The sequence below is a fragment of the Ruminococcus sp. AF20-12LB genome, from assembly GCF_003478985.1.
Lineage (GTDB): Bacteria > Bacillota > Clostridia > Lachnospirales > Lachnospiraceae > Blautia_A.
Genome location: NZ_QUGH01000004.1, coordinates 93058 through 119501, shown reverse-complemented (window position 1 = coordinate 119501; position 26444 = coordinate 93058). Strand labels below are relative to the sequence as shown.

Genomic DNA, 26444 nt, shown 5'->3' with positions numbered 1-26444 from the left:
AAAATCCATAGTCCCCGATACTTTCCTCACGGGTGATATACAGTCGGAATTCTGTCAGCTCATGAAATAAGAAAAACCGACGCATGATCGCTTTACGCTCAATACATCGGTTTCTTCATCTGACCTTGACGGTCATATTCAGTTGTGGCAGATTAGCCAATTTGAAAAATTACTCTGGCACATCTACTGAGTAGCTCAGACAATCGCCTCTTTTATTGCTTTTCAAATCGTTATAATACCACATATACATCGTTTTACCATATTCTTCATATTCTATAATCCCATCTGGCTTTTGACCTTCTACTTCTAATGAGTAAATTTCTTTATCATGTGCATAGCCAAAAACGAATCTGGTATCCGGATAATTTGGATTTAAGTCTTGTTGAATATCACTTATTGTTAAAGATAAATGGATAAATTTTTTGAAGTCTCCCCCATAAGTGGTATCTGGTGTAGTGGTAGCTGGTGTAGCATTTACAAACGCATATTGTGTACTTTCATTTTCTATCTTTTTTTTGCAGCGTGCAATCACAAAACCTTGAACGGGATCGTTATCACTTCCTGCCCGATAGAAAATAGTATCATACTGTTTGCCATTCCATATATGCAATATTTCATCAACATGATTAAGAAAATCTTCTGGAACAGAAAATTCTTCATTTTCAGCATTCAAAGGAGAATTCAAAATAGCTTCTTCGACAGAACTATAATATATGAGTTCAGAATCCTTTTTATCGTAATCACTCAAATTGAATTCGACATATGCATTGTCTTTATTGTCATCTTCCGGAACATAAGTATAACGACCATTTTCAATATGGTCATCATAATCAACAAACAGTCCAATACATATCAGCGCTGCAAAAATCAAAAAAACTATTCCTACAATGATTAGCAATATTTTCAAAAATTTTTTCATACAAAAGTCCACCTTCTTGCTTCATTTCAGTAAATTATATCATACCGATATGAACAATTCAATTCACGCTCTATCAAGTAGTTTTTTACTTACCTATAACGCACATTTCCGCAAAATCCATAGTCTCCGATACTTTCCTCACAGGCGATATACAGTCGGAATTCTGTCAGCTCATGAAATAAGAAAAACCGACGCATGATCGCTTTACGCTCAATACATCGGTTTCTTCATCCGACTTTGACGGTCATATTCAGTTGTCTAACATCGTACTGTTATAAAATCTATGTCATTTACGATTCTTCTTATGCTGATTTGTCCAGTAAGGTTTTACAGGGATTCTTCTTCTTTCTATATCTTCCATAAATTCTTCTTTATCGATATTACTATCAATGGTAAATAGCTTTTCCCCATTTACATATACACGCACAGAACCTTTTTTTCTCTCGCAGTAGGTAATATCCCCAAAACGAAAAGTTCTCTTTCTTCCAAAAGTTGAACGCCATGTGATTTCATCTCCGTTCACTTCCAGTTTCCACATAATCATATTCAATGAGCCGATTAAAGAAACAATAAAGAAAATACTAAAACCAATTGGTGGCAATAAATCATCTTGTTGAATAGCACTGGCTACCGTAGCTCCCCCAAAAAGAAACACCGCCAATACAAAAAACATAGTAAGTACTTTTTCGGTTTTTATTATATAATGCGTCCTAATTATTCCCTTTTTCTGTTCTTCCTCTCGTTCTTTAGCTCTCTTTTGTTGAAGATTTACAAGATATTTCAAAAGAAGAAGTACAACTAAATAGGGACCTATTTGTGTAATTATATTCAAACACATTCGTAAAAAATTATTCATTTTTGCCCTCCATAGTTCCAGCTATATAAAAATGATTGTTTGAAATCGAGTATTAAAAACCTCAATTTTTCATATCTCATTATACTTCATCAACTTAAAGAATGGAAGAAAAAATTTTGTGTACAGAGTTCCTGTTCAAGCCTTGTAACTCACATTTCTGCAAAATCCATAGTCCCCGATACTTTCCTCACGGGTGATATACAGTCGGAATTCTGTCAGCTCATGAAATAAGAAAAACCGACGCATGATCGCTTTACGCTCAATACATCAGTTTCTTCATCTGACCTTAACGGTCATATTCAGTTGTGGCAGATTACAGGTAATCTACAAAAATTATTTTTTCCATATAACTTCACCACAATGCGGACACTTTTTGGGAATGATTAAATTGCTATTTTCATATTGAATTAAAGATATTTTCTTATTCTTGCGGTCACAAATATCTTTAACTTCTTTATTTACAAGACTACCTCCTTCTTCTCCTAAATATCCCAAAGTAGTCTTATACCATGGAAATTTTCCTTTACATACAGGGCATTTCCATAAAAACAGGAAAATGTATTCAAAAAAGAAAGACACCAACCACATCAAAAAGGTTAAGAAAAATATGACTAAGCAAACAAGTCTAATATAATTAGGCAACACTCCTTTTATAGGCAACATTTCTTTTAGGAAAACCGCAATCCCCCCTATAGCAAGTGATGGCACACAAATATATGGCAAAATACGAAATATTTTTTTATTCACTATACTTATCTTGTTTAATGAAGAAATATTTTTATATACAAATTCTACCTTACTTTTTTCCATATATACTGCCTCCCGAAAAGCTCACTTCTAAAATTATCTTTTGTCTATTATACTTCATCAGCCTAAAGAATGGAAGAAAAAATTTTGTGTACAGAGTTCCTGTTCAAACCTTGTAACGCACATTTCCGTAAAATTTATAGTCTCCGATACTTTCCTCACAGGCGATAGGCGACGGTCAAAACATCAGGTTTGCACCTGACATTTTAACCGCATATCAGCCCTGATTATCACAGTATCCCTGCTGGCTGTTCAGCCCATGCTTTTTCGCATATTCACTGGCTTTCTGTCTGCGTTCCTCGCTGTAAGGCGGCAGGAAGCGGATAGACAGACGGGACTTTGCCAGCACATAAGAAACACCGCCTTGAACATTGGATTTTTCCAGTCGGCAAAGGTCAGGGTACTTCTTAGCAAAAGCAGCCAACCTCTTTTTCAATCCGGCGTTGTGGGTGTAGATATTTGCCTTGTCCTCGCCCTCATTAAAGAGAACGATTGTTTCTTTCTCAATCTTCGTCAGTCTCGTCATAGCAGCCCTCCCTACGGTTTTTCAACACCCTCAGCCTGCGGTAAAAGCAACGATACCACCTTTCAACACCCTCAGCACTCAGCTTGACGGAAAGCATATAAAACAGCTTCTTCGCCACCGGATCGGGTGCAAGGGCAGCCACCATACGCAAACGCTCGACAGTTGCTTTCAGGTTCGGACAGCCAAAGGCATAAAGGGCTTCCATTTCATTCCGGTTCATCTTCATTGTGTTTTCCTCCTTAAAGTTTGATAAATGAAAAGCGACAGACACTTCATAAGGAAATACCTGTCGCTTCGTTGACGATATAAAATTGTTGGTTTTGGACTTGATAAAATCAGCAGTAAATCATTTCCTGTCTGATGATTTCTTCGGCTCGGTTACGGATAGAGTTCATGGACTGTACCCACAACATCTGATTGTCTGCTTTCATGGTTTCGGTCACACCCTCGGCTTGTTTCATCTGCTCAATGATAAGGCTGCACCTTTCCGCTGCCTGTTCGTCCAGGTCAGCAAGGTAAGTATGCAGTTCGCCGGATAAACAGAGGGCAGATAACCTTGCAGGGCGGTACTGCTCCAAATATGTCCTGTGCAGTCTGCCCCACATACCGATAGGGCGGTGTTCCTCCGGCAGCTTCAAGTCCGGCACATAGTAATCGCCCACAAGAACATAGTCCAGACCGTTACTTTCGTCATGGATTCGTGGTTTCAATTCTGTCATGCTATTTTTTCTCCTTTCACTTTTTGCCGATTTGATTTGCTTGTGGCGTTCTGTTCAGCACACAGCTTGCTATCAGAACTTTTTTCTTCTGCTATACGCTCATACTCCGCTAATTTTTTTGATTTCTCACGAATCTTTTTCATATACTTACGATTGGATTCTCGTTTTCTGCGAAGTCGATCTGCTTCTTTTTCAGCAGCAATCCTTTCTTCCTCGGTTGGTTCATACTGCTCCACAGGTACTTGAAATTGCCCGACATAGTTAAGATATATCTCCACCTCTGTGGTGCGGTCTGCACCTTTTCCTTGTGGCTCGTGAACCAGAATTTTGTCTATAAATTCATTTATCATGGCAGGAGTAAGTTCTGTAATCTTCTCATACTTTTTGACCAGCTTTAGAAAACGCTCCACATTATTTTGACCGCCTATAATCCGTTGCATATCAGCGGTGTCAGTCTCAATAATCTTGTTTAGCTCGTTCTGCTCATTTTCATAATCAGTAAGCATACTCTGAAAAAGTCTGTCCGGCAATCTTCCAATCACATTATCTTCATAGATTTTCCTGATAAGCATATCCAGTTCGTGAACTCGCTTCTGATTTCTTTCAATGCGGTTTTTTACAGTTTCAGAAACAGCAATATCTTTCATCGCCGATTCTTCTTGCAGAGAATAGACAAACTCCTGCTCATTCAAAGAAACATAATGGCAAGTCTCTTGTATGGTTTTCAGAATGATGCTTTTAAGTGCTTTTGTTGAAATATGGTGGCAAGTACAGTGCCGATCATACTTCTGATAAGCAAGATTATAAGTGGAACATTCATAACAATCTGCCGGATTTGAATGGCTTATCCGCTTTTCGCCTTTGGTAGTATAGTATATTCTTTCACGCCCTTTTCGTTGCCTGTGATTATACATCGGCGCACCACAGTCAGCACAGTAAATCTTTCCGGTTAGAACATTAGGCTCACCCATAGGATCTGCTTTTCTTACATTCTGTCTTAACTTTTGAGCAAGCAGCCATGTTTCTTCATCGACAATAGGCTCTTGTGTATCATCAAAAACCACCCAATCTTCCTTATCTGCCCTTTTCGTCTTTTTGTCCTTATAGGAATTTTTGAATGTCCTGAAGTTGACAGTCTTTCCAATATACTCTGGTCTGGCAATCAGAGTAGTAACCTGATTTCCTCGCCACATATACGGATTTTCTTTGTCATAGTTGCTTGCATGATTTCCAAGTCCCTTTTTTCCAAGATAATAAGACGGTCTTTCTATTTTTTCTTCTGAAAGTTCTCTTGCTATCTGATAAGGTCCTTTTCCCTCAATAGTCATGCGATAAATTCTGCGGACTACTTCAGCAGCTTCTTCATCAATAATCCAATGGTCGGGGTTTTCGGGGTCTTTCAAATAGCCGTATGGTGGGATATTACTTGTATGAGCGTTGCCGGAAGAACCTCTGGATTTCAGTACAGCTTTAATTTTCTTACTTGTGTCCCTGACAAACCACTCATTCATGATATTCAGAAAAGGGGCAAACTCACTGGTTTCTTGACGGTCACTGTCAATACCATTATTGATTGCTATAAATCGAACTTCCTTTTCTCTAAACAGAATGTCAGTGAAAAAACCTACTTGCAGATGATCTCTGCCAATTCTGGACATATCCTTGCAGATACAGGCAGTGATTTCTCCGTTTTTAACACCTTCAACAAGTCTGTTCCATGAAGGTCTGTCAAAGGTCGCTCCACTCCAACCATCATCGGTAAAATGAACAAGATTCGTAAAACCATGTTTCATAGCATAATCTTCAAGCATTTGCTTTTGATGAACTATACTGTTACTCTCTCCAGCATTATCATCATCACGAGACAGTCTTTCATACAAAGCAGTAATGCCATTGCTTTTATCTTTTTTTCTTTTCATGCTGAACTCCTTTCTTCAATTCCTATCCACTCCTTACGCTCACAAAATATCACATCTGTAAAGTGTTTTGGTGGCTGTGTGAAATGTTCCGATACTCTGATATCTTCAACCGTTATTGTCATGCCCTCGGTAAGTTCCGGCAGTTTCTTTGTATCATCGGAATCTTTCTTATCTTCCGTGGTCTTATAGGAACTTTTGAAAAAGTCCTCGAAATCCTTCCATCCATTTTTCCAGATTTCTTTCCCGGAAACCTTGAAAACTATGCCATTACAGGTAAGTTCTGCTTTGGTGGAATTGTAAATATGTTTCTCGGCAGTTGCGCAGAGCAGGCGGTTGGCGCAAAGGGAAAGTATCTTCATTTCACTCTCCGGTATCACCTTTAAGTCCTGTTTTATGATTTCCATTGTCGGGATAATGGCGTGGTGGTCTGTTACTTTCTTGCTGTTCAGAACCTTTTTCACATCCGGGTTGAACATGATATTCTGCTCAAACAACAGCGAATTGAAAATCGCTTCGATCACATTTCTCGCTGTCCCCTCCATGTCATCGGAAAGGTACTGGCTGTCCGTTCTCGGATATGTCACCAGCTTTTTCTCATAAAGGCTCTGCGTATATTCCAAAGTCTGCTTTGCAGTAAAACCAAATAAGCGATTGGCGTCCCTCTGTAACGTGGTAAGGTCATAGAGCTTGGGCGGTGCAATCCACTTTTCTTCCTTAACCACGGCGGTCATAAGAGCCTGTCCGTTTGCACAGGCTCCTGCGATTTTTTCCGCTTCTGCTTTGTCACGGATATACTCCGATGCTGCATCCAGACCGTTGCCCAGGATATGAGCCACATAGTAGGCTTCTTTCTTGAAATTCATAATCTTTGTTTCACGCTCTACCAGCATGGCAAGGGTGGGTATCTGCACCCTCCCCACCTTCAATGCCTTTCCGCCATATAATACGGTTAAAAGCCTTGTGCCGTTGATACCGACAAGCCAGTCTGCTTCCTGCCTGCACAGTGCGGATTCATACAGGTGGTCATATTCACTTCCCGGTCTGAGATTTGAAAATCCTTCTTTAATGCCACTTTCCTCCATAGAAGAAATCCATAAACGCTGCATCGGCTTGTCACAGCCTGCCATGTTATAGGTCAGGCGGAAGATCAGTTCCCCCTCACGTCCGGCATCGGTGGCACACACTACGGAGTCCACCCTGTTATCGTGCATGAGCTGATACAACACCTTATACTGCGCTTTTGTATCACTCTTAACCTCATGCTGCCATGTATCCGGGATGATCGGAAGGCTCTCGTATGTCCATTTCTGCAAGGCTTCATCATAGCTTTCCGGCTGTGCAAGTTCGATCAGATGTCCCACACACCATGACACAATATAATCATTGCCCTCCATGTATCCGTCCTTACGTTCTGTTGCGCCAAGCACACCTGCAATGCTCTGTGCCACGCTCGGCTTCTCTGCGATCACTAACTGCATCTTTTATTCCTCCTCATTCTCTGTATCTGTTTCCTCAGCATCTGTGTTTTTCATAAATTCTTCATCCGAATCAGCTTCTTCCTCTTCCTCATCGTCGTAATCTTCTTCGTAATCGTTCTCAAGCTCATCCTCCTCATCATCAATGAAGTTTTCCTTACACTATCATTTTTTCTCTTTAACCATAATGGATAATTCAGATAAAACTCTTGAGGTTGTCCGGATATCAACAATTTTATATTGTCCGGAATATATTCTGGTCTAGGTAATGTAGCCAAAAATGTTTCTGAAACAATTCCTGCATGTGCTGCATGATCTATTCCGTCTATTGCAATAACAAATGTGCATCCAGTATCTCTTGCATACGCGGACGCTATTTCAAAAAACTGCTTTTTCATCTCTTCCAACGACATAAAGCAATTTTGTAATGGCACATTGTATTTATGTAAAGAACCTTTTAAGCACTGTTTTAATTGGCTAAACATCTCATTCCAGAAATGTTCCTTTTTTACCCTTTCCGAAACATCTATCGGCAAGTATTCTTTATCTAGCTGAATAGGTTCATAAGCATAATACTTAATTTTTATAATACTGTCTCTCTTATTGCATAGCTTACTGACTATATTTGTTTTTCCGGTTCCCGGTATCCCTGAAAGGAAAAGAACTTTTTCATTTCCAAACAATAATTCTTTTTCAATCTCTTCTACAAAATCCTTGCGGCTATCAAAAAATGGCTCAGCAGGCATTAGTTCATGATTATACGGAGAAATATAATCATCTATAGATAATGCTTCATATACATCTTCCACATAAATTCGAGAAGTATTTCTCACAGATGTTGTCCACTTTCTTAATGCGTGATCAAGTTTTCCTAATAATTTGTCCGCATCATCCAAAGTAATCCTAAATGCGGTAGATAAGTGACCTAAAACCTCATTTTCTATTTCTTGTAAACCCTTCTGCTCAGTTTCAAGCTGTAATAATCTTAAGAATTTTAGTTTATCATTGTTACTTTGAAGCCCACTGAGCTGTGTTTTCCATGAGAAGCTTATGGAACTTCAGCAGGGGCTTGTTAAAAAAGCCAACAACAAAGAAGCCTACGATGAGATTGCCGACCAGATTTTTGCACTCAGAGAAAAGCGCTAGCAAGCTTCAATGGATACGGTACAACGTGATGAACAGCTACAGCGAATCACAGAATTGCAGGATTTCATCAAAGACCAACCTTCCGACCTTACAGTATTCGATGAAGCCCTTGTAAACCGCTGGCTTAAGCAAATCACAATATGGGACGACCATTGCACCGTTGAATTAAAATCCGGGCTTAAGGTCGACGTAGAAAGATAATCATAAACGCACGAAACCCTCCCAGCCATGATGGTTGAGAGGGTTATTTTTATTAGTTGTCTTTTCTTTCAGGAAGATAATAAATCTTTCCATCTTTTGAAATTAGTTGAACATCTTCTGCATATAGCTCTGATGTATCCACAACATGTAATGATTCATGGCCAGATGCCTGCGCAGTAATCATTTTTGCTGTTTTCTTTTCTATTGAACGGAAATTAAAATCATCATTAAACAGTCCGGGTATGAAATGAATCACGCTATCAAATCCAGCTCTTTTTCTGCGAATTTCGTCAGTTTCGATGCCTAGGCGCTGAGTCGTTCCATCATGCCATGCTGTAAGTCTTTCTTGCGTATTGCTTACTTGCTTTGTGTAGGTTGGCAATAACGCCACGCACTGTTCTCTTGATACAGCACCCAAGTGCAATGTATATCTCAAATCTGATATCTTGTAAAGTACATCTAATAATGACTTCTGATACATAAACCAGTTCTGTGCATTACCTAATGCCTTCTCGTAGGATTCATAATCCAGACCAGTCTTCTTTGCGAAACCTGCGAGTGTAAGATTGGCTTGTCCAAGAAGCTGTGTACATTCTTCTTCTAAACTATCAAGCTGCGCAATCTTCGAAAGACGCAATTCATCATTTTCTAATATTTCAGTTTGGAAATCAGCAATCTTCTTTACATGAGCCACGAGTGAAAACACTCTACTGCGATACTCATTATCCTGAAAATCCTGTATCTGAGAAATGCCATTACTGATTTCACCCAGCTCAGCATTTATCTGAGTCATGTAATACTGACCAACAACCATTGACGCAACACCCATTGCCGCTGCTGCAGTATTTGCAACAACCGCAGTTCCTTTTTGTGCTTCTACAGCCACAAGATTGGCATGACCTTTAATTCCATCAGCACCATGATAGATACCGCGAACAGCACCCTCCATTGCTTTAGAATTTGTCAGTTTGGCGCCAGCAGGAATAACCGCACGATATAACACTTCGCCATTCGCTGCTTGAACAGCCTGCGCAGCATTATTGACTGCATTCCCGGCCTGAGCTAATCCCGGAACCAGATTATTAACATGAGCCAGAACTTTGCTATCTGTAATTTCTACCAGCTTAGTTTCATCATCTATAGCTTCGGCTGGAAGCATCTCCATCTGAATAATGAGTTCATTTTCCTGATGAATCTCAGCAAGCTCATCTTTCCCACTGGTGACTGTTGATGGCACTGATACCAAATCGCCTGATGGAATATCTTCACACTTCGTAAATTTTGTATAAATGATAATGCCTGCTACTATTGCTACAGCTATGACAATACCTATTCCTATGTATTCCATATGTTTTGAACCTCCTATTATTTCTATAATAGGCTTTGTAATTTTCGCGAATTAAAGCATTCAATTTTCTTACTTATCACCACATAAAATCATAAAAATGCCATAGGTGAAGGGTCAACTGCGACTTTTAATTGACTAAGCAGCTTCTCAACATATGGAAACAATAAATTGTTGTCGAAGTCTATTAATTCTTTTAATCCTTCCTCCACGCTTATCATTTTTTGGACATCTCTAATATCAGAAGGATATTCCTCATTTCCAATAAGAATTGACATAACTTTTCCACCGCGTGGTTTTTCAACCTCCTCATACAATGGTTTTCCTTTATGCTTCACAAAATTATAGAGATTTCTAATTGGGCTATTTGAGAACACTTTCCAAAATTCAACTATAGTATCTACAGCATCGGAAAATTCCGGTCTCATTACCTTTAAATAATGGAATGGATTCCCTTCAGCATGTGGAGTAGATACACCGTTTTCAGTTTTTCGAAGTAATTCATATGCTTCTTCAATTGGATGCATTCCACATACATCTTTCGCATTTGTAACATTTCCTTCTTCGTCAAATGTGTATAAAAGATATTCTGCAGAAACATAAGTCCATGCCCATGTAAGGTCAACCAAAATGTTATAGCTTAATAAGGCTGTTTCATATAATTCAGCCTTGAATTTATTTTCAATTGCATGCTGAACCTTCTCGTCATCGACCCTATTAAACCAGTACTCCCAGTTATCCTCTAAAGCTTTTCTTACAAAAAGTCTAGCTGTAGTATAGCGTTCAAAAATCTCATGCCACTTAGCTACAAAATAAATATCTTGATTTGTAAGTAATGCAGTCCCCACAATCTTGAAAGATACACCGTGCGGCGGTTCAATTTTTTCAAAAATATCACCTGTAAAAATATCTTCCATGAAAACTCCTCCTTCCTTAACATCTAATCCACTGCCTGCTATATTGCCAACAGTCGAGTTGACGGATTAGACAATATCTAAATCACTCACTCAAATTGAGTTTGCACCCTAGATAACATCTATCCTAATGCCACAACCCACGACATCTAATCCACTGCCTAAACCCTCTGACCGTTTTTACAGTAGATATGTTCCAATATAAGCAATACGGACTCTCCTGAGCTATTGCCTAATCTCAAAAAAGCCCGTAAATACGCTACTTTTCGCTATTTATTTCTCTTTCCTAGACATTAAGCAGAACATCTCAACGTGGCACGATACGTCCAGATTGATGTCAGTTTTCGGGAACCGGTCCAGACTAATATAGACTGTAGCAAAATATCTCCGTTTGTTTGCGGAAACATATCAACATATTCTGTAGCCAAAAAGTATTGATACATTTCGTTATCCATATCACAGTCTGAACCTCGCCCGTCCACGGAAAAAATTCAACTTTTTTATTCGTTTCTACTATTATAGTGATTCCAACATAAAAGTCAAATTTAACAGAGAACCGCCATCGTCTCCACCTTGTCTGTTCTTCGTACATAGAACAGGTCAACGGCTATTTTTAGCCCTGACTGATGCCCCACCTCCCATGCACTCGACCTTGGCAAGCTGAAAATTTTAATGGCGATGCTGCTACTTCTTCACATTCTCTTCCAGTTCCAGCATGTACTTATCAAAGTCAGACATAAACAGTCTATCCTGAATAATACGATATTTTTCAAATTCAGTTTCAGCTTTTGCCTTAGCAATCTCAGCAGTGATTTTGCCTGCATCCTGAAGAACCTCTCTGTCGTCGGCCATCAAGAATAAATCCAAACGCTTTGCCCAATCCTCCATCGTCATCGGAATGTGACGTTCCGCACGATCCTCTGCCAAATCCAGATAAGCGGATACAATACGCTCCAGTGACCGCATTTCCTTCTCCGAAAGATAATTCTTCGCAACGCTCACATCACTTTTTACAATCTTGCCTTCCGGTGCTGCTGCCCAAGTGGTTAATCCCATATGTGGCTTATCAGCATCGGCCCTCTCATAAATCAACTCCGCTGCTGTATGTCCGTGAACTGCATAGTGCATCTTGTTCTGCACTTTTGCAAAGAACTGCTTTGTTGTTTTCGCTGTTCGGTCATAATCAAGAGCTGTAGCATAGATATCCGTTATCTTCTGGTAAAATCTACGTTCAGAAAGACGGATTTCACGAATCTGCTCAAGCAAACGGTCGAAGTATTCCACTGTGAGCACAGATCCACCATTTTTCAGACGCTCATCGTCCATGACCCAGCCTTTGATGGTGTAGTCCTTCACAATGCCATTGGCCCACTTGCGAAACTGCACCGCTCGCTCATTATTCACTTTGAATCCAACCGCAATAATCATTTGAAGATTATAATGCTTTGTATCACGAGTCACCTGACGTGAACCTTCGGTTTGAACTATCCGGAAATTCCGGATAGTTGAATCTTCCTCAAGCTCTGAGTCAGAATAAATCTTTTTAATATGCTCATTGATTGTACGAACATCCACGCCATACAATGTGGCCGTCATCTTCTGTGTCAGCCATATATTCTCATCCTCGTAGCGCATCTCAATGCTGTCCTGCTGATCACCCACAGAGGCAACATAGGTTAAGTATTCTGCTGCACTGGAACGGATAGTTATTTCGTCTTTTTTCTTTTTCAAATAGGATGCCTCCTTTATAAACTGAAATGCAATTTTGCTATTGTATCTAGCTGCTCTGCTATTTCTATAAATGGTAAATTCAAATCCAGAGTCCTGACTGTGATCTGGTTACCACTCATCTGATATACATTATTCGGATATATTTCTTCATCAGTCTTCGCATACAAAAGCATTCCTGAAACCGTATGGTCCTTCTCTCTCAATTCGTATTCCTTATTCTTCACATAAGTAAAAATCTGATAAAGGTTAGCCGAGTGAAGTGTATGCTTGTTAAACTGTACCTGCATACTATGCTCATAGTACTTTGCATCAATGATAAGAACTCTATCATCACGCTGGAGCATAATATCACTTTGCATCACTGGCAGCATAGAATTCTCGTCGTTGTCCAATTGCCACGGAATCCGTGATGCATTTGCCGTAATCTGATTTTTAAACTCTCTCCTGTAGTATTCCAGAATGAACTTTTCATACAATCGACACATACGCTGCTCATCCAGAAAATCCATCAGTTTGGTGCTTCCATCTGATTGAGTCTGCAACAGACCCTTTACTACTAAATAACATATCGAGATCAGCATACGATAGGTCTGATTGTTTCGATTGTACTGAACATTCCAATTTACCGTATACAAATCAATAAAATCCACCTCACTGAAATACAGCATTAATTTTCTAAGATTTTTCTTTCGCTGTTTCGATATATTCGAGCGCAGGAGGATCTCAATTGTAGATTTGATGATCCGATTCATGATACTGTTAACCGAAAACTCATCATATGTACAGATTAGCTGTTTCCGTAGCATTGACTGTGTCTTGATGGACTCTGCAATATCAATCTTTCCTCGCAGAGAAGAGAGCGCCTCCGTCTGCGGAATATATTCTTTACCCAGTCCTCGCTTTAGCTGAATTGCGATACCTTTTTCCAAGATAGCCGCCATCAGCTCAGCAGTATTATTAAATTGTTCTGTGGCTATATTCTTATAACCTTGCTCATTCAATATTTGAAATGCATAGGACAGCATATAATAGATGTTTTGAATCGGTATCACTTAATCGTACTCCTTAGATTTTCGCTCCAATCTTTCACCTTCACAGGTTCATCAAACCAATATTCTTTCAACAAAGGTATCAACTCATATTCTACAACACCATAAAGCCAACTATCGTCAATTGTATCAGGCTGTAAATTGCAGAAGTAGCTGTGACCAATGCAGAACCCTTCGCCCAGAGATTCGTCGACAGAAATCTCTCTATTTAAACTCTCGACGCAACTGATCAGTTTGTTGAACTTCTCATTATCTAATGCCATACGATACTCACGGAACCCCGGAGTCTCAAAACCTGGCTTGATATCAAAGAAAGCAAACCTTCTACGAAGTGCATAATCCAGCATAGCAAGACTTCTGTCTGCAGTATTCATCATACCAATAATATAGACATTCTTCGGAACTGCAAACTTTTCATCCGAATACAGAAGCTGCAGCGCATTTCCTCGTTTATCATTTTCAATCAGCATAAACAGCTCACCGAAAATCTTACTCAGATTTCCACGATTGATTTCATCTATAATAAAGAAATACTCGTTATCACTGTCTATCTCAGCCTTCTTACAGAAGTTATAGAATGCACCTTTCTTCAGTTCAAATCCTGTAGCAGATGGACGAAAACCCATAATGAAATCTTCATAGGAATAACTCTGATGGAACTGCACCATCATCACACGCTCTACATCTTTTACACCCATCATGGAATATGCCAAGCGCTTAGCAGCATAAGTTTTTCCCACCCCTGGAGCGCCCTGCAAAATAATGTTTTTCTTATTTCTAAGCAAGCCAACTAATCTGGAATAGTCTTCTTCAGACATATAGACATCATCTAGGAAATTCTCCGCTGTGTACTCTGGATAGGTAACTTCCTGCTCGTCGTCAACTATATCATCGTCTTCAAATAAGTCTTTGATTTCCTGCACAAAATCACTATATGGAGTAATATCAGTCAAAGTTTTCTGCGGTGCCTGATGGTTAATTGTCCAATTACCCTTATTGGTCCAGTTAACTTTTCTGACATTTGAATACTCATCTGCACGATCAGCATCGTATTCGTAGTCAGACTCAACGATTCCTTTACCAAGAATGCCATTGTTGCCTTTCTTCACAAATACAACATCACCAACCCTTATATCATGGACGAACTGCCATGTAGCATGAGCTGAATTCTTATAAGAGCTACTATCGCCATATTCCTGCTTCATCTGCTGTTTCATTTCATCTTTAGAGCTGAATACTCCAAGATCTCCAATTTCTCCCCAGCCCAACAGCATATAGCCATTCTTATAGCACTCTTCCCATTTATCAGCACCTTGCCCCGGAGCATAGAGCCAATAACGAACGGTATCGATATCGTTGTCTGCAAGAGCATCGCTATCATTCGTTTTATTGCTCTTTGCATCAGAGACGCCTTTTTTGAAAATATCTGATGCCATCTCCGCTGTTAATTCCACTGTCTTTCCTGCCTCGGTAAGTGTCCACACGCCTCTAACGCTCTTATCGATATAGCCCGCTCCGACGAGATAATTTCTTGCAAAAGCAACTTCATTTTCAAATTTGTTAACTTGTGTTTTGCCTCTGGTTTCATTTACTACCTCGTCCGACAAGTGCTCGTTTTCTATGATTTTCTTTCTTGCCTCTGCTGGTGTCGCAGATCCTCCCAGATCACGCAGCGCCTGTAATAATGGCATAAACCATTTGAGAAATTCTGCTTTGGAAGTCTTTTTGCCTTTTTCAACAGACTTCTCTTGATTTACTTTCTCAGAGACAATCCATGCTGTATAGGATAAATCCGGGAAGCTCTTGTAATCATATTGACCCGCATCCAGAACTTTTTTACACAGATCCTTTATTTCAAGATAATCTGCTGCATATGGAACTTTCTTCAACTTCTTCTCAGCGGCCACAACAAATTCACCCGGCATATTCTGAGCATTAGCTATAAACCAGCGATTTCTGGAATCCAGGTTGATAAATGAATAAGGACGAATCCAATACAGGCCCATCGTAATATTCCAGCGAATGCAAAGCTGATCATGTACCATATCATAAACGTCAGAAAATTTCCGGCGGTTATCTGCTGTGTCATTATCGGCAAGTACAAGAGCAGTTTCAAACAATCTCCACAGATTATCAATATCACCTGCTTTTCTATCATCTTTAAATCCATAGAATGTTGCTTTCAGATTATTGAGAACCGGAATTCCATCAAAATTGCTCGGAACATTTGTAGCAATCCCAAACTCTGATGCTATCCCATTAAGAATAGCAATTCTATTAGCATTTGTTATTCCCTTATTAAAGGTTCCAAAGATAGTAAATGGGTCGATGTCAATAATCTCATCGCCACTTTCAAGCTTAGGAACGCTCATTCCTGCCATGTTATACACCGCATATAGTTTCTGAATTAGTGCCTTTCTGTCAGCTTTGAAAGGCATGAGTTTCGTTGCAAACTCTGTGTAAAAATCTATCCAATCATATTGCATCTACGTCACACCTCCTGTCGAATACAACACTCTATATGTCTGACTGATTCCCATCCTCTGTATTTATGAACTTTACCGGACCGCCAACTCCAAAATATTTTTCAAAGAAAGTTTTTAGCTTATCAATAACCGTCTGCTTCTTTTTTGCACGATTACCACCCCCAAAGCGGCTGACCGGTGGCATAATTGTATCAATATCTGTGCCGACAGTTTTAACTTCTCCCTCTCGGAAAGAATTCTCTAAGAACTTACGGGTTTCTTCCGGCTTGAGCTTTTCATCTTTAATGATAGCTTCCAAATCTGCTTCACGCTGTTCAGCAACATAGCCGTTCCATTCGGTCATTACATCATCGACATCATTGATCCCTGCAATAAAGTTTTCAATCAGTTGTTTTTTACTACGAAGCTCTGGGCTGGCATCAATTGCTTTATGGATTGTTATCAGCACTTCCTTATCTTCGCAGTGAGTGTCATGATATTTTTTTACAAGCATCAGAATATAGTCGATATTGATCTCGATCTGCTTAATAAGCTCAACTTCAAAAACAATATCATCGATAATATCAGTGCTCTCGCCATTTTCTTTTTTTTGCTTCCATTCATCTCTTAAGTCCTGATACTTTCCAAGGTAATCCTGAAGATCTCTTTCAGAAATCGCAAGACGATCATTTCCCTGACTGCCATCGCAGACCTGCTGTTTGACAGCTTCGAGGCACACCGCATCCTAGTGGTCGCGCCTTTAAGGGTAGCCCATGATACCTGGCCTGCGGAAATTGCAAAATGGGAGCACCTACAGCATCTGACCTACGCTGTCTGCGTGGGGACACCGAAGGAACGATGCGCTGCACTTTTGACCGGAGCCGACATCACCATCATTAACCGTGAGGACCTTGGCTGGCTGATAGATTCCAGTGGCTTTGATTTTGATTACGATATGGTCGTCATTGATGAGCTTTCCTTCTTCAAGAATCACAAGTCGAAGCGATTTCAATCTCTGATGAAGGTCAGACCTAAAGTTAAACGAATCATCGGTCTTACCGGCACACCTTCTTCCAATGGTCTTATGGATCTGTGGGCCGAATTCAAGCTTCTGGATTTTGGAGAACGTTTAGGACGCTTCATCACCCACTACCGCAACAACTACTTTATCCCGGACAAGCGAAACGGCGAGATCATCTACTCTTACAAGCCCATGGCTTATGCGGAGGATGCCATCTACCGGAGAATATCGGATATCACGATTTCCATGAAATCCACTGATCACCTGCAGATGCCGGAGCTGATTACATCACAATACGAAGTGCAACTATCCGAGGAGGAAGAAAAACGCTACGAGGATCTGAAGGCAGACTTTATATTGGAGCTCCCGGAAGGAGAAATCACGGCTGCTAATGCGGCTTCTCTTACCGGTAAACTCTCCCAGCTGGCCAACGGTGCCATTTATGATGATGACGGCAATATCATCGAGTTCCATGATCGGAAGCTGGATGCCTTAGAGGATCTTATCGAAGCCGCCAATGGCAAACCACTCCTGGTAGCTTACTGGTTCAAGCACGACCTACAGCGAATCAAGAAGCGCTTTGACGTCCGGGAGATAAAATCCAGCAAGGATATCACTGATTGGAACAATGGCGATATTCCTATGTATTCCATTTATTTTAACCCTCCTATTGTTTCTATAATAGGCTTTGTAATTTTCGCGAATATCAAAGATTCTAATACCAATCCATATTTGCCATCATTTCGGATTCGTATTCTGCCTTCATTTCACTTTCATAATCTGCAATTGCATCAAGCATAGAATCGCACCCTTCAAGAAAGTTTATTATTGCTTTTAGATACACATACACATTACTCAAATCCATTTTTTTGTTATCAATTCGATACTCCAAACTGTATGATGTAGGATATCGGAAATTATCTCCGTTTTTATCTAATGAATTTATTTCATCGAGTAGCTTCTCAACGATATCTACAATTGCCAAATCTTCACCAGAATCATTCGCATATTTAACAATTACCGATTTTACATTTTTCCATAAATCTTTTTTTATATAATGGCTTTTTCGTTTCGAGTTGAATACTTTTAACGGTACACCATCCTCTACCCTACTATAAAATAATCTCTTCAAACATAACTCTATAGTATTTCGGAACATAAAAATAAGCGGATATAATTTAACTTTGTTTGATATCTGATGATTTTTATAGATATAATCAATCACTTCGGTATATCCAGTGACCTTGACGTGGAAGCCTTCATCTGAAATTCTTTGCCACAAATAGCAATTTCCAAATCCATGTGAAGCAAAAACAAAGAATTCAGGTTTTAAGTTGTGGTCAAATTCATCCTCTTCAAAAACAATTCCTTTCTCAATACATTTCTTTACTAACGCAAATGCTTGTAACAAATTATTGGCAACATCCACATTGTCCAAAAACTTATCTCTGTATTTTGAAAGAAAGTCATCTTCAAATGGAAATCTGAACATATCCGATTTTTTATCGACTTCCTCCAACGAATCTAAATAAGTGGTCAACCATTCTGTCTCTTCATTAGTCAAAAAGCTTTCTCTACCTGTATCTATGTATTTTTTTAACAACATAGATACATCATGACAGCAGTCTTCGAAAGAATCTTGAATATCTCTCTTTCGAGGTAATACTCGACATAGTAAAGATTTCAAGCCAAGTTCAAGACTATGACGTAACAAAAATATACCTGTTAGAAACCACATATCCGATTTAACATTATCGTGCCCACTTTCAATCACATCTGCAAATGTTTTATATCCACACTCATAGAAATGGTATGAGAGCGCCTTATAATCTTCAAAACAATTTCTACTCCACTTAATAATTACGGATGTCTCTTCATTATTGATTTTCCAAAAATCCATATCCGCTGAAGGCCAAATCCATACAGAATCCCCCATTGGTGTACCTCCTTCCATAACATCTAATCCACTGCCTGCTATATTGCCAACAGTCGAGTTGCCGGATTAGACAACATCTAAATCACTCACTCAAATTGAGTTTGCACCTTTGATAACATCTATCCTAGTGCCACAACCCACGACATCTACTCCACAGCCTAAACCCTTTGACCGTTTTTTCAGTAGATATGTTTCCATACAAGAAAACCAAGCTTTTCACAAGGCTCCTCTGATGATGCTCACCTCGCAAAAAGCCCGGAAATACGCCACTTTTCAGCACTTATTTATCTTTCTTTGACAGCAAACAGACCGTCTCAATGTGGACTCCCTGCGGAAACATATCAGTAGTAGAAACCCGCATCAGTTCATAATCCTCCGCACACAGCACCTTCAGATCCCTCGCCAGTGTCGCACTGTCACAGCTCACATACACAACCCTCTCCGGCTTCATTTTAAGGATTGTATCCAGAAGCACCTCATCACAGCCCTTCCGTGGCGGGTCTACCACGATAACGTCTGCATAAACGCCATTCTTCTCATACTCTCTCGGTAGCACTTCCTCTGCTTTTCCGACAAAAAACTCTACATTCTCAATGCCATTGAGCTTCGCATTCTCTCTTGCATTGTCAATGGCCTGTGGTACGATCTCCACACCGCGGACGAATTTTGCTTTCTGGGCCAGGAACAGGGAGATAGTTCCGATCCCGCAGTACAGATCCCATACAGTTTCATTTCCCGTAAGGCCGGCATATTCCAGAGCCTTTCCATACAGTTTTTCGGTCTGGATGGGATTGATCTGGAAAAAGGACAGGGGAGAAATCTGATAGGAAATATCTCCGATGCTGTCCGTTATATAGGACTGTCCCCAAAGGAGACGAAGCTGATCACCCAGGATCACATTATTCCGTTTTTTATTAACATTGATGGTAATGCTGGTCATTTCCGGAATTTCACAGAGTGATTCCACCAGAGCCTTTTCTGCAGGGATCTTATCTCCGTTTAAGATCAGACAGACCATCATCTCATCTGTATGGAAGCCATAACGAATCATAATATGACGTACAAGACCTTTTCCCGTAGTCTCATCGTAAGGCTGTACATGATATTTTTCCATGTGTCCGATCACACGGTCCAAAACCTCTTTATTCTGTTTCACTCCCAGAATACATTCCCGGTTATCAATGATGGAGTGGGTTCTTCCTGCATAAAAGCCTGTGATGATCTTTCCGTCTTTATTTTTTCCTACCGGAAACTGTGCCTTGTTTCGATAATGATAGGGGTCTTCCATCCCCATGATCGGTTCCATATCAAGATTCTGAAAACCTCCGATTCTTTCCAGATGTCCACGAACCTTTTTCTCTTTAAATTTCAGCTGCTGCTCGTAGGATAATGCCTGAAGCTGGCATCCTCCGCACTGGCGGGCAATGGAGCAGGCAGGCTTCACACGGTATGGAGACGGCGTGATCACCTCCATCAGGCGGCCATAGCCATAGTTCTTTTTTGCCTTGATGATCTTGGCTTTGATCCGGTCTCCGATCACGGCGTCTTTCACAAAAACGGTGAAGCCATCGGCTTTCCCGATACCTTCACCGTCAACTCCGCAATCCTCTATATCTAAAGTGAGTATATCGTTTTTACGGAATTCCATGTATTAAATATCTCCTGTTCTTCTTAAATTGGACTCAAAAAGCCGGTTGAAACCAAGCCATTCTTTTTTGCCTTTGTCTGCGTGGAAAATTTCTGTCAGTGTCTCCATCCTTGCATCTGTATTGTCTGCCAGATTCAGGGCAACTGCCTCCGCAAGTGCCGGTTTCTTGGGAGAACCGTACTCCAGCTCACCATGATGTGCAAGAATACAGTGGATCACCTGATTTTCAAGCTTCTCCGGAAAATCCGGGATCTCTTTTGCAAGATCATGTACCATCTGTGCCCCGATCACAATATGTCCCAGAAGCTGTCCCTCATCTGTATAATCATTCATCGGAAAAGCAGAAAGCTCCTTCGTTTTGCCCACATCATGAAGAAGTGCGGTTGTGATCAGAAGATCACGGTTTAAAACCGGATATGCATTTGCCATGTAATCACAGAGACGTGTCACTCCAAGAGTGTGTTCCATCAGTCCGCCGATAAAGCCGTGATGTACGGTCTTGGCTGCAGAATGTCCCTCAAATATCTTCATAAATTCCTGATCTTCTACAAAAAGCTTCTTCAGAAGCTGGGAAAGATAGGGATTCTTCACACTGTTGATAAGCTCTCGCAGCTGGCTCTGCATATCATCCACACTGTTCTCACTGGTAGGAAGATAATCTGCCGGATCATACTCCCCTTCTCCTGCCTTGCGTGCTCTCTTGATATTCAGCTGCATGGCGCCTGCAAAGCTTGTCACATCTCCCATGATCTCAATGTAATCCAACGCATCAAACTCATCAATTCCCAGAGAATTGGGATCCCAGATCTTACCATCGATCACACCTGTTTTATCCTGAAGGATCAGATTCTCATAGGGCTTGCCATTCTTCGTTGTAGCTGCCTGTTTCTGTTTGCAGAGATAGATCCCGTTTACTCTGTCTCCCTCATGTAATTCATTTAAAAAACGCATAAAATTCTTGCCTTTCTGTTCTTTTTACTTTCAAAGCAGACATACTCACGAACACATCCGCTTCACACTTTGCATTCATAGCCAGACTTTCTTTATGATCTTTGGCCGCATCCCGGTCCGGGCTTTCTGGCATTTCTGCACAATTTCCACTTACTTCCGGGCTTTATTCAGTATCATAACACATTTTACTTTCCTTTGCTATGGAAATCATGTAAAATAGGAAACGAAGTGTTTTTTTGCATATCCTGTGTTACGCAGAAAAGCACAGAATCAACAGAAGTAACAAAAAGGAGTAACTATAGCAACAATGAACAAAAAAGCATACAAAGCACTTGAATACTATAAAATCATAGATCTGCTCACAGACAAGGCATCCTCCCCCATGGGAAAAGATCTCTGTCGAAAGCTTACCCCTTCCACAGACATTGAGGAAATCCGGTCCATGCAGCTGCAGACACACGATGCCCTTGCACGCCTGTTCAAAAAAGGCGGCATTTCCTTCGGCAGCGTCAAGGACATCCGCGGCACATTAAAACGTCTTACTGTGGGAAGCGCTCTGAATGCACCGGAGCTGCTTTCTGTCTGCAGTCTTCTCGAGAATACCGGTCGTGTAAAGGCCTATTCCAGAAGTGATCGTGATGACGGAATGACTGATTCCCTTGATGGAATGTTTGCGTCACTGGAGCCTCTGACGCCCCTCAGTACAGAGATTCGCCGCTGTATCCTTTCTGAGGATGAGATAAGTGACGATGCCAGCAGTACACTTCGTCAGATCCGCCGCAGCATCAAAGCCACCAACGACCGGATACACACCCAGCTTTCTTCTCTGGTTGCAGGAAGTGCTAGGAATTATCTTCAGGATTCCGTTATCACCATGCGTGACGGTCGCTACTGTATCCCAGTAAAAGCTGAATATAAAGGGCAGGTTCCCGGTATGATCCACGACCAGTCCGCCACTGGCTCCACCCTTTTCATTGAGCCCATGGCTGTTGTCAAGCTAAACAACGACATCCGCGAGCTGGAGCTGAAAGAGCAGAAAGAGATCGAAGTGATCCTTGCATCCTTAAGCCAGCAGGTAGCTGCTGAGCTGGAGGCTATTCACGCAGATCTTTCCATCATGGTGCAGCTGGACTTTATTTTTGCCCGTGCTGCACTTGCCATGGACATGAACGCCAGTGAACCTATTTTCAACACAGAAGGCCGGATCCGGCTTCGCCAAGCCCGTCATCCACTGATCGATAAGAAAAAAGCCGTTCCTATTGACATCCGTCTCGGGGATGATTTTGACCTCCTGGTTGTCACCGGACCAAACACCGGTGGTAAAACTGTTTCTCTGAAAACCGTAGGTCTTCTTACCATGATGGGACAGTCAGGTCTCCATATCCCGGCGCTCGATCGTTCCGAACTTGCACTTTTCCGCGAGGTTTATGCTGATATCGGAGATGAGCAGAGCATTGAACAGTCCTTAAGTACCTTCTCCTCTCATATGACAAACGTGGTTTCCTTCCTGAAATCCGCAGATCAGGATTCCCTGGTCCTCTTCGATGAGCTTGGTGCAGGTACTGACCCTACAGAGGGTGCCGCTCTTGCCATTGCGATCCTGTCACATCTTCACGAGCAGGGTATCCGTACCATGGCAACCACCCATTACAGCGAACTGAAGATCTATGCCCTCTCCACTCCAGGTGTGGAAAATGCCTGCTGTGAATTCGATGTAGAAACCTTACGTCCGACCTACCGCCTTCTGATCGGTGTTCCGGGAAAAAGTAACGCATTTGCCATTTCTTCCAAGCTGGGGCTTCCGGATTTCATCATCGACAAAGCAAAGGAACAGATTAGCGAGCAGGATGAATCTTTTGAAGATGTTCTGACATCCCTGGAGCAGAGCCGTGTCACCATCGAAAACGAGCGTGCTGAAATTGCCCGTTATAAAGAACAGGTAGAAGATCTGAAAAAATCCCTTCAGGAAAAAGAAGAAAAGCTGGATGAACGTAAAGAGCGGATTCTCAGAGAAGCCAATGAACAGGCACATGCGATCCTCCGCGATACCAAGGAATACGCAGATCAGACCATGAAGCTTTTCCATAAATTCCAGAAGGATCACGTAGATACCGCTTCCGTGGAAAAAGAGCGCCAGAACCTGAAAAAACGTATGTCAAAAGCCGAAACCGGAATGTCTTCCAAACAGCAGAAGCAAAAGCCAAAAAAACAGCTGAAACCATCCGATCTTTCTCTTGGCGATACCGTAAAGGTGCTCAGCTTGAATCTCAAGGGAACAGTTTCCAGTCATCCGGATTCCAAAGGATATCTCTTTGTGCAGATGGGTATCATCCGTTCCAAGGTTCATATCTCCGATCTGGAGCTTGTGGACGAACCGGTGATCACCACTCCGTCCATGCAACGCACCGGTGCCGGAAAGATCCGTATGTCCAAGGCAGCCAGCATTTCCACAGAGATCAATCTTCTTGGAAAAACCGTAGATGAGGCAGTTGCAGAGCTGGATAAATATCTGGATGACGCCTATATCGCACACATGAAATCCGTCCGTATCGTTCACGGAAAAGGTACCGGTGCCCTCCGCAAAGGTGTCCACAATTACCTGAAGCGCCAGAAGCACGTAGCTTCCTTCCGTCTCGGCGAATTCGGAGAAGGCGATGCCGGCGTGACCATTGTAGAATTCAAGAAATAAAAAAGGAGCTGAAACCATGGCTACAAAACAGAAAATCCTCATTGTTGACGATGACAACAACATTGCAGAGCTGGTTGCTCTCTATCTTACAAAAGAATGCTTTGAGACTAAGATCGTAAATGACGGCGAGGAAGCCCTGAAGCAGTTCCATATTTTTCACCCGGATCTGATCCTTCTGGATCTCATGCTTCCGGGCATTGACGGATACCAGGTATGCCGTGAGATCCGTCACACCTCCGATGTACCGATCATTATGCTTTCCGCCAAGGGAGAAACCTTTGACAAAGTCCTGGGACTGGAGCTTGGAGCGGATGATTACATCATCAAGCCTTTTGACTCCAAAGAGCTGGTGGCACGTGTCCGTGCGGTACTGCGCAGATTTCATGTAAAATCTCCGTCTGCCGCGCCAAAGGAAAAATGTGTTTCCTATCCGGATCTGGTGATCAACCTAACCAACTATTCTGTAACTTATATGGGACACCAGATTGATATGCCGCCAAAGGAGTTGGAGCTTCTCTATTTCCTGGCAGCTTCTCCCAATCAGGTTTTCACAAGAGAACAGCTTCTGGATCACATCTGGGGCTATGAATACATTGGTGATACCAGAACCGTAGACGTTCACATCAAACGTCTCCGTGAAAAGATCAAGGATAACCCAAACTGGGCTCTTTCCACAGTCTGGGGAATCGGTTACAAATTTGAGGTAAAGGATTCATGAAACTGCATCTTTATACTAAACTGCTGATCCTGTACTTTATGCTGGGCGGAATCTGCTTTCTGCTGCTTTCCTCCGGCGGCTCCTACCTGGTAGAAAAAAGGCTGGAGCGCTCTACCGGAGAGTCTCTTTACCGCACTGCCAGCCAGCTGGTTTCCAAAAATGAACTTCGTCAGGCTGTAAAAAGCCCCAAAAACGAATCCCTCATCCTGGCTCTTTCCTCAGCAGCAGCCTTTCAAAATACAGATTTCTGGGTTATGGATACAGATGGGACCGTTCTGATAAACACAAACCAGCAGTCCTCTGATTCCGGTGCTATCACCGTCAGGAGCTTCCGGCCGGAAGATTACGAAGATACTTGCTATTCTTCCGGTACGTTTTACGGGACATTAAAAACCGCACAGTTAAGCACAGTTGTTCCCATAAAAGATACAGATCTGGTGATCGGTTATCTGGTAATCCACTATCCTATGAAAAACCTCTACGAAAGCCGCAGCAATATCGTAGAGGTTATGGTACTGATCTTTATTGTGATCTATGCACTGTTTTTCAGTTTTCTTCTGATCTATTTTTACAGGGTCCATAAACCTCTGAAAGAAATCTTAAAGGGTGCCCTGGAATTTGCCAACGGAAATCTTTCCTACACGATCCCCGTAGATTCTGAAGATGAGATGGGATATCTTTCCCACTCCCTGAATTACATGGCAGACAAGCTGAACAAAAACGGAGAGTATCAACGGCAGTTCATTTCCAATGTGTCCCATGATTTCCGATCACCTCTGACCTCCATCAAAGGCTATGTGGAAGCCATGCTGGACGGTACCATCCCACCGGAAATGCAGGACCGTTATCTAAGGGTCATTGCTTTTGAATCCACCCGTCTGGAGAAGCTTACCCGAAGTCTCCTTACCTTAAACGAACTGGATGTCAAAAAGCGTATGATGCATATGCGGCGTTTTGATATCAATGAAACGATCCGTACCACAGCCGCCACCTTTGAAGGAACCTGTTCGGAACGAAACATCCGTCTGGAGCTCCTCCTTGCGGGAAAAGAGCTTTTTGTCCGTGCAGATATGGAACAGATTCAGCAGGTACTGTACAATTTATTGGACAATGCAGTAAAATTCAGTAGTGACAATTCTTCCATCACACTAGAAACCACCGTCAACCATGGCAAGGTTTTTGTCTCAGTCAAAGACCATGGAACCGGAATTCCAAAGGAAAGTCTTTCCAGGATCTGGGACCGTTTCTATAAGATCGATGCCTCCCGTGGAAAAGACCGCAAGGGTACCGGACTTGGCCTTGCCATTGTAAAAGAGATCATCAACGCTCATAAGCAGAACATCAATGTGATCAGCACCGTAGGTGTTGGAACAGAATTTATCTTTACACTGGAAAAAACAAAATAAAAC

The 26444-nt window shown here is 41.5% G+C and carries 21 protein-coding genes and 1 pseudogene; 4 read left to right on the top strand and 18 right to left on the bottom strand.

Translation table 11 applies throughout. From position 1 onward, the window contains the following. Positions 1-169: 169 nt before the first annotated feature. The 15 genes from DWX61_RS06645 to DWX61_RS06570 form a co-directional block, all read right to left on the bottom strand. Positions 170-919, bottom strand: a complete 750-nt coding sequence (locus DWX61_RS06645; protein ID WP_118624415.1) for a hypothetical protein — start codon at positions 917-919, stop codon at positions 170-172. A 286-nt stretch (positions 920-1205) separates the two neighbouring features. Then, entirely contained in the window at positions 1206-1775 is a 570-nt protein-coding gene (locus tag DWX61_RS06640; RefSeq protein ID WP_118624413.1) for a DUF6560 family protein, read from the bottom strand. Between the two features lie 333 nt (positions 1776-2108). Then, the gene (locus tag DWX61_RS06635; RefSeq protein WP_003023125.1) at positions 2109-2585 is read right to left on the bottom strand and encodes a hypothetical protein; all 477 of its coding nucleotides are present in this window, start codon (positions 2583-2585) and stop codon (positions 2109-2111) included. A 214-nt stretch (positions 2586-2799) separates the two neighbouring features. Beyond that, positions 2800-3108, bottom strand: a complete 309-nt coding sequence (locus tag DWX61_RS06630) for a molecular chaperone (protein ID WP_071143748.1) — start codon at positions 3106-3108, stop codon at positions 2800-2802. Continuing rightward, positions 3086-3334: a hypothetical protein gene (locus DWX61_RS06625; protein WP_003023122.1), complete on the bottom strand. Its 249-nt coding sequence runs from the start codon at positions 3332-3334 to the stop codon at positions 3086-3088. Before DWX61_RS06625 ends, DWX61_RS06630 begins: the two co-directional genes overlap by 23 nt. A 109-nt stretch (positions 3335-3443) precedes the next feature. After that, entirely contained in the window at positions 3444-3827 is a 384-nt protein-coding gene (locus DWX61_RS06620) for a TnpV protein (RefSeq protein WP_118624411.1), read from the bottom strand. Further along, entirely contained in the window at positions 3824-5746 is a 1923-nt protein-coding gene (locus DWX61_RS06615; protein WP_118624409.1) for a recombinase family protein, read from the bottom strand. The genes DWX61_RS06620 and DWX61_RS06615 overlap by 4 nt, the downstream gene beginning before the upstream one ends. Further along, the gene (locus DWX61_RS06610; protein WP_118624407.1) at positions 5743-7224 is read right to left on the bottom strand and encodes a DNA topoisomerase; all 1482 of its coding nucleotides are present in this window, start codon (positions 7222-7224) and stop codon (positions 5743-5745) included. Before DWX61_RS06610 ends, DWX61_RS06615 begins: the two co-directional genes overlap by 4 nt. Before the next feature lie 50 nt (positions 7225-7274). After that, a complete protein-coding gene (locus DWX61_RS06605; RefSeq protein WP_118624405.1) occupies positions 7275-8117 on the bottom strand; it encodes an AAA family ATPase in 843 nt (280 codons plus the stop codon). A gap of 503 nt (positions 8118-8620) precedes the next feature. Beyond that, positions 8621-9916: a hypothetical protein gene (locus tag DWX61_RS06595; RefSeq protein WP_118624403.1), complete on the bottom strand. Its 1296-nt coding sequence runs from the start codon at positions 9914-9916 to the stop codon at positions 8621-8623. Between the two features lie 89 nt (positions 9917-10005). After that, on the bottom strand, positions 10006-10830 hold the full coding sequence (locus DWX61_RS06590) for a hypothetical protein (RefSeq protein ID WP_118624400.1): 825 nt from the start codon (positions 10828-10830) through the stop codon (positions 10006-10008). 681 nt (positions 10831-11511) lie between these two features. Continuing rightward, positions 11512-12558, bottom strand: coding sequence for a virulence RhuM family protein (locus DWX61_RS06585; RefSeq protein ID WP_118624398.1), 1047 nt, complete (start codon positions 12556-12558; stop codon positions 11512-11514). 14 nt (positions 12559-12572) lie between these two features. Further along, positions 12573-13610, bottom strand: a complete 1038-nt coding sequence (mcrC, locus tag DWX61_RS06580; RefSeq protein ID WP_118624396.1) for a 5-methylcytosine-specific restriction endonuclease system specificity protein McrC — start codon at positions 13608-13610, stop codon at positions 12573-12575. Beyond that, the gene (locus DWX61_RS06575; RefSeq protein ID WP_118624394.1) at positions 13607-16093 is read right to left on the bottom strand and encodes a DUF8426 domain-containing protein; all 2487 of its coding nucleotides are present in this window, start codon (positions 16091-16093) and stop codon (positions 13607-13609) included. Before DWX61_RS06575 ends, mcrC begins: the two co-directional genes overlap by 4 nt. A 31-nt stretch (positions 16094-16124) precedes the next feature. Further along, complete coding sequence (locus DWX61_RS06570) at positions 16125-16811, bottom strand: type I restriction endonuclease subunit R, EcoR124 family (RefSeq protein ID WP_330674906.1); 687 nt, start codon at positions 16809-16811, stop codon at positions 16125-16127. Between DWX61_RS06570 and DWX61_RS06565 the strand changes: the two are divergent. Continuing rightward, positions 16752-17750: pseudogene (locus DWX61_RS06565) on the top strand (SNF2-related protein); the annotation flags it as partial. The gene DWX61_RS06570 and the pseudogene DWX61_RS06565 overlap by 60 nt on opposite strands. Before the next feature lie 58 nt (positions 17751-17808). Here the strand turns inward: DWX61_RS06565 and DWX61_RS06560 are convergent. From DWX61_RS06560 to DWX61_RS06550, 3 genes are all read right to left on the bottom strand, one after another. Then, positions 17809-19029: a hypothetical protein gene (locus DWX61_RS06560; RefSeq protein WP_118624392.1), complete on the bottom strand. Its 1221-nt coding sequence runs from the start codon at positions 19027-19029 to the stop codon at positions 17809-17811. Positions 19030-19309: 280 nt separating this feature from the next. Beyond that, on the bottom strand, positions 19310-20677 hold the full coding sequence (gene rlmD, locus DWX61_RS06555; RefSeq protein WP_118624390.1) for a 23S rRNA (uracil(1939)-C(5))-methyltransferase RlmD: 1368 nt from the start codon (positions 20675-20677) through the stop codon (positions 19310-19312). 3 nt (positions 20678-20680) lie between these two features. Next, positions 20681-21628 (bottom strand): 3'-5' exoribonuclease YhaM family protein, encoded by a 948-nt coding sequence (locus DWX61_RS06550; protein ID WP_092071451.1) that lies wholly within the window; start codon positions 21626-21628, stop codon positions 20681-20683. A 307-nt stretch (positions 21629-21935) separates the two neighbouring features. Here DWX61_RS06550 and DWX61_RS06545 point away from each other — a divergent pair, with 307 nt between their 5' ends. The 3 genes from DWX61_RS06545 to DWX61_RS06535 are packed head-to-tail and all read left to right on the top strand — an operon-like array spanning position 21936 to position 26441. Next, the gene (locus tag DWX61_RS06545) at positions 21936-24317 is read left to right on the top strand and encodes an endonuclease MutS2 (protein WP_118624388.1); all 2382 of its coding nucleotides are present in this window, start codon (positions 21936-21938) and stop codon (positions 24315-24317) included. A 16-nt stretch (positions 24318-24333) separates the two neighbouring features. Further along, positions 24334-25035, top strand: coding sequence for a response regulator (locus tag DWX61_RS06540; protein WP_015524367.1), 702 nt, complete (start codon positions 24334-24336; stop codon positions 25033-25035). After that, on the top strand, positions 25032-26441 hold the full coding sequence (locus DWX61_RS06535; protein WP_118624386.1) for a sensor histidine kinase: 1410 nt from the start codon (positions 25032-25034) through the stop codon (positions 26439-26441). The genes DWX61_RS06540 and DWX61_RS06535 overlap by 4 nt, the downstream gene beginning before the upstream one ends. The last annotated feature ends 3 nt before the right edge of the window (positions 26442-26444 follow it).

Coding starts and splice junctions, on each gene's coding strand:
- DWX61_RS06645 (WP_118624415.1), bottom strand. CDS start 919: ATGAAAAAATTTTTGAAAATATTGCTAATCATTGTAGGAATAGTTTTT.
- DWX61_RS06640 (WP_118624413.1), bottom strand. CDS start 1,775: ATGAATAATTTTTTACGAATGTGTTTGAATATAATTACACAAATAGGT.
- DWX61_RS06635 (WP_003023125.1), bottom strand. CDS start 2,585: ATGGAAAAAAGTAAGGTAGAATTTGTATATAAAAATATTTCTTCATTA.
- DWX61_RS06630 (WP_071143748.1), bottom strand. CDS start 3,108: ATGACGAGACTGACGAAGATTGAGAAAGAAACAATCGTTCTCTTTAAT.
- DWX61_RS06625 (WP_003023122.1), bottom strand. CDS start 3,334: ATGAAGATGAACCGGAATGAAATGGAAGCCCTTTATGCCTTTGGCTGT.
- DWX61_RS06620 (WP_118624411.1), bottom strand. CDS start 3,827: ATGACAGAATTGAAACCACGAATCCATGACGAAAGTAACGGTCTGGAC.
- DWX61_RS06615 (WP_118624409.1), bottom strand. CDS start 5,746: ATGAAAAGAAAAAAAGATAAAAGCAATGGCATTACTGCTTTGTATGAA.
- DWX61_RS06610 (WP_118624407.1), bottom strand. CDS start 7,224: ATGCAGTTAGTGATCGCAGAGAAGCCGAGCGTGGCACAGAGCATTGCA.
- DWX61_RS06595 (WP_118624403.1), bottom strand. CDS start 9,916: ATGGAATACATAGGAATAGGTATTGTCATAGCTGTAGCAATAGTAGCA.
- DWX61_RS06590 (WP_118624400.1), bottom strand. CDS start 10,830: ATGGAAGATATTTTTACAGGTGATATTTTTGAAAAAATTGAACCGCCG.
- DWX61_RS06575 (WP_118624394.1), bottom strand. CDS start 16,093: ATGCAATATGATTGGATAGATTTTTACACAGAGTTTGCAACGAAACTC.
- DWX61_RS06560 (WP_118624392.1), bottom strand. CDS start 19,029: ATGGGGGATTCTGTATGGATTTGGCCTTCAGCGGATATGGATTTTTGG.
- rlmD (WP_118624390.1), bottom strand. CDS start 20,677: ATGGAATTCCGTAAAAACGATATACTCACTTTAGATATAGAGGATTGC.
- DWX61_RS06550 (WP_092071451.1), bottom strand. CDS start 21,628: ATGCGTTTTTTAAATGAATTACATGAGGGAGACAGAGTAAACGGGATC.
- DWX61_RS06545 (WP_118624388.1), top strand. CDS start 21,936: ATGAACAAAAAAGCATACAAAGCACTTGAATACTATAAAATCATAGAT.
- DWX61_RS06540 (WP_015524367.1), top strand. CDS start 24,334: ATGGCTACAAAACAGAAAATCCTCATTGTTGACGATGACAACAACATT.
- DWX61_RS06535 (WP_118624386.1), top strand. CDS start 25,032: ATGAAACTGCATCTTTATACTAAACTGCTGATCCTGTACTTTATGCTG.